The sequence below is a fragment of the Streptomyces sp. NPDC048639 genome, from assembly GCF_043199075.1.
GTDB lineage: Bacteria > Actinomycetota > Actinomycetes > Streptomycetales > Streptomycetaceae > Streptomyces.
This window is the reverse complement of record NZ_JBICVP010000008.1, coordinates 143,759-155,162: the sequence shown is the minus strand read 5'-3', so window position 1 is coordinate 155,162 and position 11,404 is coordinate 143,759. Positions and strand designations below refer to the sequence as shown.

At 74.5% G+C, this 11,404-nt stretch carries 7 protein-coding genes; 4 read left to right on the top strand and 3 right to left on the bottom strand.

What is annotated here, in order from left to right; genetic code table 11:
* Positions 1-121: 121 nt before the first annotated feature.
* Positions 122-1,042, bottom strand: coding sequence for an esterase/lipase family protein (locus ACGFNH_RS22520; RefSeq protein ID WP_393656393.1), 921 nt, complete (start codon positions 1,040-1,042; stop codon positions 122-124).
* Positions 1,043-1,289: 247 nt separating this feature from the next.
* Between ACGFNH_RS22520 and ACGFNH_RS22515 the strand changes: the two genes are divergently transcribed.
* Complete coding sequence (locus tag ACGFNH_RS22515; RefSeq protein ID WP_393656391.1) at positions 1,290-1,700, top strand: cobalamin B12-binding domain-containing protein; 411 nt, start codon at positions 1,290-1,292, stop codon at positions 1,698-1,700.
* A 524-nt stretch (positions 1,701-2,224) separates the two neighbouring features.
* On the opposite strand, the gene ACGFNH_RS22510 is transcribed toward ACGFNH_RS22515, so the two are convergent.
* Together ACGFNH_RS22510 and ACGFNH_RS22505 are read right to left on the bottom strand one after the other, a co-directional pair.
* Complete coding sequence (locus tag ACGFNH_RS22510; RefSeq protein ID WP_393656389.1) at positions 2,225-4,024, bottom strand: DUF5691 domain-containing protein; 1,800 nt, start codon at positions 4,022-4,024, stop codon at positions 2,225-2,227.
* Between the two features lie 222 nt (positions 4,025-4,246).
* Positions 4,247-5,671 (bottom strand): SWIM zinc finger family protein, encoded by a 1,425-nt coding sequence (locus ACGFNH_RS22505; protein ID WP_393656387.1) that lies wholly within the window; start codon positions 5,669-5,671, stop codon positions 4,247-4,249.
* A gap of 159 nt (positions 5,672-5,830) precedes the next feature.
* Here ACGFNH_RS22505 and ACGFNH_RS22500 point away from each other — a divergent pair, with 159 nt between their 5' ends.
* The 3 genes from ACGFNH_RS22500 to ACGFNH_RS22490 all read left to right on the top strand — a co-directional run bounded on the left by ACGFNH_RS22500 (position 5,831) and on the right by ACGFNH_RS22490 (position 11,225).
* Complete coding sequence (locus tag ACGFNH_RS22500; protein WP_393656385.1) at positions 5,831-7,006, top strand: AAA family ATPase; 1,176 nt, start codon at positions 5,831-5,833, stop codon at positions 7,004-7,006.
* 392 nt (positions 7,007-7,398) lie between these two features.
* Positions 7,399-9,939 carry a DUF5682 family protein gene (locus tag ACGFNH_RS22495; RefSeq protein WP_393656875.1) on the top strand — a complete coding sequence of 847 codons (2,541 nt, stop codon included), beginning with the start codon at positions 7,399-7,401 and terminating at the stop codon, positions 9,937-9,939.
* A complete protein-coding gene (locus ACGFNH_RS22490) occupies positions 9,936-11,225 on the top strand; it encodes a VWA domain-containing protein (RefSeq protein ID WP_393656383.1) in 1,290 nt (429 codons plus the stop codon). The genes ACGFNH_RS22495 and ACGFNH_RS22490 overlap by 4 nt, the downstream gene beginning before the upstream one ends.
* The last annotated feature ends 179 nt before the right edge of the window (positions 11,226-11,404 follow it).

Genomic DNA, 11,404 nt, shown 5'->3' with positions numbered 1-11,404 from the left:
GGTGGGCCGGGCCCGCGGCGGCGGTGCGCGGTGTTCCACGGGCCGGGTCTGCGACGGCAGTACGTGGTGTGCGGCGGGCGCCGGGTCCGCGGCGGGCGGTGCGCGGTGTGCGGCAGGGTGGTCAGGCGACGGAGGCCGCCTCCGAGGCGCCGCCGGCCGAACCCGCCGCGTCCAGGGCCTCGCGGATGCCCGCCGCGACAGCGCCGTGCACCGGCAGCGCGAGATGTCCGATGCCACTGACTTGTACGTTCTGCGCGATGAGGTCCGGGTGGTGGACCTGTGCCGTCTCCAGCGGGGCCATCAGCTGGTCCAGATCGCTCCAGAAGCTGACGAAGTGCGTGGTGCATCCCTCGGCGGGCTCGGCCAGTTCCTGGATCACATCGGAGTCCGGGCGCATCTGGCGGACGATGGGGTGCGCGGACAGCAGCGGCACGGCCCGCGTGCCGGAGTGCGGCGTACCGAGTGTGACCAGGGAGCGGACGCGGACGTCCCCACCGAGGCGCTGGACGTAGTAGCGCGCGATCAGCCCGCCGAGGCTGTGTCCGACCACATCCACCTTGGAGTGGCCGGTCCGCTCGCAGACCTCCTCGATGTGCTTGCCGAGCAGGGAGGCCGCTGCGCGGATGTCGCAACTCAACGGCGAATAGTTGAGCGCTTCAACATGATCCCAGCCGTGCTGGCGCAGGGAGCGGCGCAGCAGGACGAAGACGGAGCGGTTGTCGATGAAGCCGTGCAGGAGCAGCACGGGCACGCGGGAGGCGCGCGGGGTGCCGTCGGTGGGCAGACGGGGCGTTTCGGCCGCCTCGGTCGCGGTTGCCGCACCGGGTGCAGCGGCCGCACCGGCCTCTGAGGGCCCCGTCCCGGGCGAGCCGGTGAGCTCGGCCGGCTGCGTGGGTGCGGGCACAGTGGGCGGGCTCTCCTGGATCACGCCCGTGGGGTAGAGCACCGCGTGCCCGGCGAGGATCGCCAGGTCAAGAGCCGTGGCCTTGATGAACGCGACCGAAGGGCGGAGAAGACTCGGAAGAAAGGGCAAGGCCCTCATGACCGACCTCCCGACCGGCACGTGAGGAGGACGGTGGCTCCGTCCCCCGTGTGCCCTCACGGAGAGCCCGATTGTGTGGGAGAGGCCGGTGCGGCTCGCCCCCGGCCTTTGGGCGGCTCTCCTGTAAAACGTGTCCCTGGTGTGATTTCCCCCTCGGCCGCCTCCGCAAAACTGCCCCGTGAGGGATGCTGGGGATAACGTTCGTTCACGCATGCGTGTGGTGACCCTGAGGTACATGGAGGCTGGGATGGGTGTGTCGGGTCCGATCCGCGTGGTTGTGGCCAAGCCGGGGCTCGACGGTCACGACCGTGGCGCCAAGGTCATCGCGCGGGCCCTGCGCGACGCGGGCATGGAAGTGATCTACACCGGTCTGCACCAGACCCCCGAGCAGATCGTCGACACGGCGATCCAGGAGGACGCGGACGCGATCGGCCTGTCCATCCTGTCCGGGGCGCACAACACGCTCTTCGCGAAGGTCCTGGAGCTGCTGAAGGAGCGCGAGGCGGACGACATCAAGGTCTTCGGCGGCGGCATCATCCCCGAGGACGACATCGCTCCGCTCAAGACACTCGGGGTCGCGGAGATCTTCACCCCCGGCACCACCACCACCGATGTCGTGGCCTGGGTCCGTGCCAACGTGCGAGAGCTCGCCGTGTAGCGCATCCTGGAATGCCGAGCCGTTCCCGGCGCTGCCGGAGCACGGCGGCCATGGCGCTTTCAGCGTGCTGGGTGCGTGCAAGCGCCGACCCGTCCGACTGTGCGGGCCTCGCGAAGCGCACATGATGCGTGAGCGTGGTGAGCGTGCCGGTGACGGCTCGCGGGCCACAGTGGTGGCCGTGGGTCGCGGTCATGGCTGGTGGCCGGTGGCGGGCCCGAGGGCCGCGGGGGACCGAGGGATCTCGGAGCCCGCCTCCCCAGCGGAGCGAGCCTCCTCGACGGAGAGCCAGCCTCCTCCCCGGCGGAGCGAGCCTCCTCGACGGAGAGCCAGCCTCCTCGACGGAGACCAGCCTCGCCGGTGGGGCCCGTTTCCTAGGCCGAGCCCCGTCTCTCCGGTAGAGCCCCGTCTCTTCGGTGGGCCCCGTCTCCTCGACGGAGCCCACTCTCCGGTGGAGCCCGGCGGCCCGATGGAATCGACGGGCTTCCCGTGGAGGGAGCCGACGCCTTCCCGTACGGCTTTCCCGATCACTCCTCGTCCGCGGAGCCGTCCGCTTGCCCGGGCCGTTCCGTGTTCTGGGAGCTCTCCGCTTTCCCGGAGCCTTCCGCGTTTCCGAAGTCCTCGGTGTTCGTCCGGGACGTTCCTGCGTCCCCGGAGCTTTCCGCGCCCGCCGCGGCATCGCCCTCGAGCTCCCGGTGCATGGCGGCGCGGAGCCGCAGGGTGCCGACGAGCCGCTGGAACGCCTCGGACCAGTAGCCGCCCGCACCAGGGGAGGCGCCCTCCGTCTCGTCCGGTGTCGCCGTCAGCAACTCCAGGCGGTCGGCCTGATCCGGGTCCAGGCAGCGCTCGGCGAGGCCCATCACGCCGCTGAAACTCCAGGGGTAACTGCCCGCGTCCCGGGCGATGTCGAGCGCGTCCACCACCGCCCCGCCGAGCGGCGCGGCCCACGGCACCGCGCACACGCCGAGGAGCTGGAAGGCCTCCGAGAGGCCGTGCGCCGCGATGAACTCGGCGACCCAGGCGGCCCGTTCGCCCCGGTCGAGTGCGGCGAGCAACTTGGCCCGTTCGCCGAGGGAGGCAGCGGCGGCGGTCGGCCCGGTGGTCGCGCCGGGCGCGCCCAGCAGCGCCCGCGACCACCCCCGGTCGCGCTGTCGCACCGCCGCGCGGCACCACGCGGCGTGCAGGTCGGCCTGCCAGTCCTCGGTGACTGGCAGCGCCACGATCTCCGCGGGGGTGAGGCCGCCGAGTCTCTCCTGCCAGCAGGACAGCGGTGCGGCCTCCAGGAGCTGACCGAGCCACCAGGCACGCTCGCCGCACCCCGTCGGTGGCTTCGGCGTGACACCGTCCCGCTGCATCCCGGCGTCGCAGGCGCGCGGTGGGTCGACCGCGACCCGAGCGGTGCGACCGCCACGGTCCAGGGCGACGCAGGCGGCGGCCCGTTCGGCCATGCGCACGGAGAGGGCGGACCCCGGCAGCGCCGAGAGCAGCTCGGCGGCTGTCGCCCGTACGTTGCGACTGCGGTCCGCCAGGGCCTGTTCGAGGAACGGCTCGTCGTCGGCGGAGAGCCCGGTGCGCAGCGAGTCGACGAACATCAGCCGGTCCTCGGCCCGTTCGCGCGCCCAGGTCGAGCCGAGGAGCGCGAGAGCGGCGGCAGGGTCGCGGCGGCGTAGCGCCGTCAGAAGGGCCACCCGTTCGGCGAACAGGCCCTCGTCCCAGATCTGTTGGATGTGCGGCACGCTGCCGTCGGATCCTTGGTCGTCGGACCCGGACCCGGACCCGGACCCTGGTCCCGGTACCGAGCCCGTCGTGGTCCCGCGGAGCGCGAACTTCCAGTCCGGGTTGAGCCGCGCCAGCCACAGGGCGCGGGGCCCGCCGAGGACGAGCGCCTCCTGACGCAGATCGGTACGGGACCTGGCGGCGTCGAGGAGCGCGGGCAGAAGCGCGTCCGGGGATCGATAGCCGCGCCGGTTCGCGGCGTTGAGCCACTGGGGGAGCAGCTCGGTGAGGTCGGGTGCGGTGCCGCGACGGCCTCCGCCGCTGCGGGATCCGGCGGTGCGGTCGGCCAGGAGCGAGGCGAGACGGCGACGGGCCGCGGCCGGCAGCGGCGGCCTCACGTCCTCCGGTGCCGGTGCGGGCCGTGTGCCCGCGGCGGCGGGCCGGAGGCCTGCCCGCCGCCGCACGGTGCTGAGCGCGGCACTGTCGAGCAACGCGGCCGCGGGCTCCCGCCCGGGCCGCGCCACGGCCGGGCTGCGTCGCTCCGTCCCCAGCAGCGCGGCACTGACGAGCGCCTCCCAGGAGGGGGCGGGGTGTTCGGTAAGCGTGGTCATGGGTCCCCCCGGGTTCGGTCTGTGTTCCGTCTGTCACGGGTGTCCGGTGCAGGCGCGGATGGCGAGGCTTCGTCCGTCCTTCCTGCGGGCCGCCACCCCGGCGCCGTCAGGGCGGGCGTCAGGGCGGGCGTCAGGGCGGCGTCACCCCTGCCGTCAGGTGTCGGTCGTGCACAGGAACCGTCTCCTCAAGCGGCAGTTCGGCCCCGGTGGCCCGCGAGGCCGTCACAGCGGGACCGCTTCCGGCACGTCGGCGGGCCACGCCGTCAGAGGCGTGAATCCGCGGTGTCCGCATTCGCCGAAGACGGTCAGCGGGGCGCCGCCCGAGAGGGCGGCGAGTTTCCACAGGCCCGTACGGTTCAGACAGCGGGCGTCGACCGGGAGGGCCTCGTCACCGGCCGCGTCGGCGAGCTGCCAGCCATGGGCCGCGGGTATCGGTACGACGTCCGACAGCAGCACCGGCCACGCGTCCAGCCAGGGGTCGTCCCGGACCGCGTCCCCGTAGGCCGTGAGGGCCGCGCCGACCGTGGCGCCCGGGGGCGGGCCGCCCGGCGCCGGTTGCGCCGGAGGGGCGAACTGTGCGCCCACGGCGGCGCGCAGAGGCCGGGCGCCCGGATAGAAGGCGAGGTCGGCGTCCAGCGCGAGCCCGGTGGGCAGGGCGAGTTCGGGGGCGCGTCCGGCCGCGCCGTACGAGAGCAGCAGGGCCGCTCGTCCCGACTCCTGTCCGCGGAGCCAGATCCGGCGCGTGGTCAGCGGGCCGTCCTCGCTGTCCCGCATCCCCAGCACCAGCCACCGGTCCCGCAGCACTCCGCCCCCGGCGGCCGGCAGGTCGGCCTTGTCCGTCGTCAGACCGACGCGCGAGCGGACGGTCGCCGCGAGAGGCTCGGGCAGCCGGGAGATCCCGAGGTAGCCCTCGTTCAGCAGGTGCAGCAGGGCGCACTCCTCCAGCAGCCGCCCGGGCCAGCCGTCGCCCGAGGCGGGGACGGCCCCCAACTCCCGTACGCGCGTCGCGAGTCCCGGTGCCTGGGCGTCCACCATGCGGGCCGATGTCTCGTCCCAGGCCGCATAGCCGGTGCGGTCGGCCCCCGCCAGTCCGCCGCGCAGCAGATCCGCCAGCCGCTGCTCCAGCTCGGACGCGCCCGCCGCGATCCGCTGCGCTCGGCGCTCCGCCCGCCGCGCCGCCGCTTCGGGGTCGGAACTCCGGCTGCTGTCGGCCCCCTTGGGCGCGGAATCGGCCTGGCGGGCGGCGCGCTCCCTCCGGCCTTCGAGCCATGTGGCCGCCCACTCCGGCGGCTGCTCGCCGTCCGGCACGGCCGAAGGGCCTTCGGACCACAGCAGCAGAAGCCCCAGCGCGTGCTTGCACGGGAACTTGCGGCTCGGGCAACTGCACTTGTACGCGGGCAGGGTCGCGGAGGACGGAGCGGCCTCCGCCTCATCGCCGCTCCCGCCGCGGACGGTGTGGATCGCCACCACCGTCCGGTACGGCTTCTTCCCGCTGCCCTTGCACAGCCCCCACACGGAGCCGTCCCCCGCCCCCGCGTCGGACCACGGCCCGAGCACGCCGAGCTTGCTTCCCGCGCTGCGTGAGGCGGAGTCAGGAGCCAGTGCCAGCACCTGGTCCGCCGTCCAGCGCTCCCCCATTCCAGTCATGGCCCGAAGCTACGACCCACCACTGACAAACACCCCTGACCTGCGGATCGTTGGGCCGGACCGGCCTGCTCCACCGCGGCGGTGACGCGTTGTCAGTGGCGTGGTGCACGGTTGATGGAACGTCATGCGCCAAGCGCAGCCATGCGAAGAGGGGGAGCCGTGACCGCGACTGTCACCGCCACGGAAACGAGCACCGGACCGACCGCCGGGACGAGCACCGGACCGAGCGCCGGCACGACCGGATCCACCACCGGCGGCCCGGCGCTCCGGCCGCACGCCGAGGACGCCTTCGCCGACGAGCTGAGGGCGCTCGCCGCCGCCGACGACCGCCCGCGCCCGGCCCGTTGGCTGCTGTCGCCGTGGGCCGTCTCGACCTATCTCCTCGGCGGCACGCTGCCGGACGGCACCGTGATCACACCCAAGTACGTCGGCCCGCGCCGCATCGTCGAGGTCGCCGTGACCACCCTGGCCACCGACCGCGCACTGCTCCTGCTCGGCGTCCCCGGCACGGCCAAGACCTGGGTGTCCGAGCATCTGGCCGCGGCCGTGAGCGGCGACTCGACGCTCCTCGTCCAAGGGACGGCGGGGACACCGGAAGAGGCCCTCCGCTACGGCTGGAACTACGCCGAGTTGCTGGCCAACGGCCCCAGCCGGGACGCACTCGTGCCCAGCCCCCTCATGCGGGCGATGGCGGAGGGTATGACCGCCCGCGTCGAGGAGCTGACCCGTATCCCGGCGGACGTTCAGGACTCGCTCATCACGGTGCTGTCGGAGAAGACCCTGCCGATCCCGGAGCTGGGCCAGGAGGTCCAGGCGGTGCGCGGGTTCAACGTCATCGCCACCGCCAACGACCGCGACCGCGGCGTCAACGAGCTGTCCAGCGCGCTGCGCCGCCGGTTCAACACGGTGGTGCTCCCGCTGCCCGCCACGCCCGAGGCGGAGCTGGAGATCGTCTCCCGCCGCGTCGACCAGATCGGCCGGTCCCTGGACCTTCCGGCCGCACCGGACGGAGCCGACGAGATCCGGCGCGTCGTCACGGTGTTCCGCGAGCTCCGCGACGGGGTGACCGCCGACGGCCGTACGAAGCTCAAGTCGCCCTCCGGCACGCTCTCGACCGCCGAGGCGATCTCCGTCGTCACGGGCGGCCTCGCACTGGCGGCACACTTCGGCGACGGCGTGCTCCGCGCGGGCGACGTGGCGGCGGGCATCCTGGGAGCCGTCGTCCGCGACCCGGCCGCCGATCGCGTCATCTGGCAGGAGTACCTGGAGACGGTCGCGCGCGAGCGCGAGGGCTGGAAGGACTTCTACCGCGCCTGCCGTGAGGTGTCGGAGTGACGGCCCGTACGGACGCGGTTGCGCGGACGGCGGCGGGCGCCCCGACGGGCGCCGCCGAACCCGCGGGTGATGGTGCGGCGACCCTTCCGTCCACGGGGGCGGCCGGGACGCCCCCGGCGCCGTCCGCGCCGCGGCTCACCGCGGTGGGGGCGGCGGACAGGGCTGTGGGCGCGCGCCCAGGCGCCGCTGGGGCCGCCGGTGCCGGGGTGAGGTCCGGGGCGCACGGGGGTGCGGACGGCGGCGGGCGCACCGTTCCGCCGACAGGAGGGAGCCCGAGTTCCGTGGCGGACAGTGCCGTTGAGCGATCGGACGAGCGCGATCCGGCCGCGGGGCGGGAATCCGGACCGGCGCCCGCCCGCAGCGCGGCAGCAGCGCGGGATTCCCGGGAGCCGCTGCTGCTGGGGGTGCGGCATCACGGACCCGGGTCCGCCCGGGCCGTGCGGGACGCCCTGGACCGGCACCGGCCGCGGGCCGTCCTCATCGAGGGCCCGCCCGAGGCGGACGCCCTCGTCGGGCTCGCCGCGGACCCTGACATGCGGCCGCCCGTCGCGCTGCTCGCGCACGTGACCGACAACCCGGCGCGCTCCGCGTTCTGGCCGCTCGCCGAGTTCTCGCCCGAGTGGGTGGCGATCCGCTGGGCTCTCGCCCATGGCGCACCGGTCCGCTTCATCGACCTCCCCGCGGCGCACACCCTCGCGATGAACGGCGACGGCGTGGGCTCCGGCCCCGACGACACCGGGCAGGAGGCAGGGGCCGAGGGCGACGGCGAGGACGCAGGCGGGGCCGAACCCGACACCGACGCCGCGCGGTTGCGCATCGATCCCCTCGGCGTACTCGCCGAGACCGCCGGATACGACGACCCCGAGCGCTGGTGGGAGGACGTCGTCGAGCACCGGGTGTCCCGTCGCACCCCGGCCGCGGACACCGGCCCCACGGGGAGTGCCGGCGTGTCACCGACGTCCGGGGAGGCGAAGGGTGTTGCCGGCACGGACGGAGACGGGAGCGCCGCCGTCTCCGGCGGGGACGGAGGTGCTGAGCAGGCCGGAGGGGCCGGCTCTTTGGCCGCCTTCCGGGCGCTCGCCGACGCCATGGGTGCCCTGCGAGGGGCCTACGGGGACGGCGGCCACGCGCGCGATGCCGTCCGTGAGGCCCATATGCGGCTGCGGATCCGGGAAGCGCGCCGCGAGTTCGGGGACGACTTCGCCGTCGTGTGCGGCGCCTGGCACGTACCCGCCCTGACCCGCCGCACCACCATGACCGCCGACCGGCAGCTCCTCAGGGGGCTGCCGAAGGTCAAGGCCGAGATGACCTGGGTCCCTTGGACCCACCGCAGACTGTCCAAGCACACGGGCTACGGCGCGGGCATCACCTCACCGGGCTGGTACGGGCATCTCTTCCAGGCCCCCGACCGCCCCGTCGAGCGCTGGATGACCAAGGTCGCGGGCTTCCTCAGGGACGAGGGCCGCTCCGTGTCGTCCGCGCACGTCATCGAGGCCGTACGGCTCGCCGGAGCCCTCGCCGCCATGCGCGGCCGCCCGCTCGCCGGTCTCGGCGAGACGACCGATGCGATCCTCGCGGTGATGTGCGAGGGATCGGATGTGCCGCTCGCGCTCGTCCGGGACCGGCTGATCGTCGGCGACGCACTCGGCGAGGTACCGGACGCGGCGCCCGCCGTCCCCCTGCAGCGCGATCTCACGCGTACACAGCGCTCGTTGCGGCTCAAGCCCGAGGCGGCGGAGCGTGAACTCGAACTCGACCTGCGCAAGGACACCGACGCCGGCCGCAGCCGTCTGCTCCACCGGCTGCGCATGCTGGGCATCGGATGGGGCGAGCCGGTCCGCTCGCGCGGCGCGCTCGGCACCTTCCGGGAGAGCTGGCGGCTGCGCTGGGAACCGGAGTTGTCGGTGCGGGTGGCCGAAGCCGGGGTATGGGGCACGACGGTGTCCGCCGCGGCCACGGCCAAGGCCGGGTCGGACGCGACCACGGCCGGATCGCTCGCCGACGTCACCGGGCTCGCCGAGCGCTGTCTGCTCGCCGGGCTGCCGGAGGCCCTCCCGGTCGTCATGCGCGTACTCGCCGACCGGGCCGCCCTCGACGCGGACGTCGGCCATCTCGCCCACGCCCTGCCCGCGTTGGTCCGCTCGGTGCGATACGGCGATGTGCGCGGCACGGACGGAGCGGCCCTGACCGAGGTGGCCACGGGCCTGGCCGAACGCATCTTCGTCGGCCTCCCGCCGGCCTGCGCCGGGCTCGACGCGGACGGCGCAGCCGAGATGCGCGGACATCTCGACTCCGTCCACACCGCGGTCGGCCTCCTGGCGGAGTCGGCCGGCCGGCCCGCCGGTGGCACGGACGGAGGCGGCTCCCCCGAACCCGCACTGCGGCAGCGGTGGGCCGCCGTGCTGCGCGGCCTCTCCGCCCGGGACGGTGTGGCCGGGGTGATACGGGGCCGGGCAGCGCGGCTGCTGCTGGACGACGGACGCCTCGGGGAGGGAGAGGCGGCGCGCCTCATGAGCCTCGCGCTGTCGCAGGGCACGGCCCCCGCCCAGGCTGCGGCGTGGATCGAGGGGTTCGTCGGCGGGGGAGCGGGCAGCGGCATGCTGCTGGTCCACGACGAGCGCCTGCTGGGGCTCGTCGACGCATGGCTCACCGGGGTCCCGGCCGACGCGTTCACGGACGTACTGCCGCTGCTGCGCCGGACGTTCGCCGCCTACGAGCCGGGCGTACGGCGCACGCTCGGTGAACTCGTCCGCCGCGGCCCCGCCCCGCCGGGAGCGGCGGGCTCCGGAACCGCGGGCGGACCCGGCGCGGAGGACTGGACCGTGCCGGGCTTCGGCCCCGGCCTCGACGCCGACCGCGCCGACGCCGTACTGCCGACGCTGCGGCTGCTGCTGGGACTGGACGACAACGACCTTGCGGGGGTGCCCGGATGAGCCACGACACAACGCCTGTTCAGCGACCGCCCGCCGGCGGGGACGGGTCACACGGCGCCGCTGCGGGCACCCTGTCCGCTCCGGCGCCGGGCCCGGCCGGCGGCCCGGGCACGTCCGGAGTGCCCGACGCCGCCGGGGAACGGTCGCGACGGTGGCGGCTGGTGCTCGGCGGCGGGGAGGCCGAAGGCGGCCTGTGCACGCTCGGTGGGCGGGACGCGGCGATGGACCGGACCCTGGACGCCCTCTACGGCCGCAGCGGACGCAAGCCGGGGACCGGCCGGGACAGCGGCAACCGGTCGGCGGGCCTCGGGGGTTCCGCGCCCCAAGTGGCGCGCTGGCTGGGGGACATCCGCACCTACTTCCCGTCCTCCGTCGTCCAGGTCATGCAGCGCGACGCCATCGACCGGCTCGGTCTGTCCTCCCTGCTCCTGGAACCGGAGATGCTGGAGGCCGTCGAGGCGGACGTCCATCTCGTCGGCACGCTGCTGTCCCTCAACAAGGCCATGCCCGAGGCCACCAAGGAGACGGCCCGCGCCGTCGTCCGCAAGGTGGTCGAGGACCTGGAGAAGCGGCTGGCGACCCGGACCCGGGCAACGCTCACCGGCGCGCTCGACCGGTCCGCCCGGACCAGCCGCCCCCGTCACCGGGACATCGCCTGGGACCGCACCATCCGGGCCAACCTCAAGAACTACCTCCCCGAGCACCGCACCGTCGTCCCCGAGCGGCTCATCGGCTACGGCCGGGCCGCGCAGGGCGTGAAGAAGGACGTGGTGCTCTGCATCGACCAGTCCGGTTCGATGGCCGCCTCCGTCGTCTACGCCTCGGTGTTCGGCGCGGTGCTGGCCTCGATGCGGTCCATCGCCACCCGCCTCGTCGTCTTCGACACCGCTGTCGTCGACCTCACCGATCAGCTCGACGACCCGGTGGACGTGCTGTTCGGCACCCAGCTGGGGGGCGGTACCGACATCAACCGGGCGCTGGCGTACTGCCAGTCGCAGATCACCCGGCCCGCGGACACCGTCGTCGTGCTCATCAGTGACCTCTACGAGGGCGGCATACGCGACGAGATGCTGAAGCGGGTCGCGGCGATGAAGGCGTCCGGCGTGCAGTTCGTGACGCTGCTCGCGCTGTCGGACGAGGGCGCGCCCGCGTACGACCGGGAGCACGCGGCGGCGCTCGGGGCTCTCGGCGCGCCCGCATTCGCCTGCAGGCCCGATCTCTTCCCGGAGGTGATGGCCGCGGCGATCGAGAAGCGGCCGCTTCCCGTGCCGGACACGGGCAGTTGAGCGCTGCTCCCGTCCCCTCCCCGTCCCTGCCCCTGTCCGGATCGGGGGCCGGGGGTGGGGCGGGCCCCCGTACGACGTCGAATCCTGCCGCGGCGCGCAACTCCTCCGCACCGCCGGAGCGCGCACGGCACCTCATGAGATCTGACGGTGCGGGCCTGGGCGTTCTGCCGGACGGGGGC

What these genes read in the sequence shown, in the direction of transcription:
- ACGFNH_RS22510 (WP_393656389.1), bottom strand. Translation starts at nt 4,024, where the DNA reads ATGACCACGCTTACCGAACACCCCGCCCCCTCCTGGGAGGCGCTCGTC.
- ACGFNH_RS22520 (WP_393656393.1), bottom strand. Translation starts at nt 1,042, where the DNA reads ATGAGGGCCTTGCCCTTTCTTCCGAGTCTTCTCCGCCCTTCGGTCGCG.
- ACGFNH_RS22515 (WP_393656391.1), top strand. Translation starts at nt 1,290, where the DNA reads ATGGGTGTGTCGGGTCCGATCCGCGTGGTTGTGGCCAAGCCGGGGCTC.
- ACGFNH_RS22505 (WP_393656387.1), bottom strand. Translation starts at nt 5,671, where the DNA reads ATGACTGGAATGGGGGAGCGCTGGACGGCGGACCAGGTGCTGGCACTG.
- ACGFNH_RS22490 (WP_393656383.1), top strand. Translation starts at nt 9,936, where the DNA reads ATGAGCCACGACACAACGCCTGTTCAGCGACCGCCCGCCGGCGGGGAC.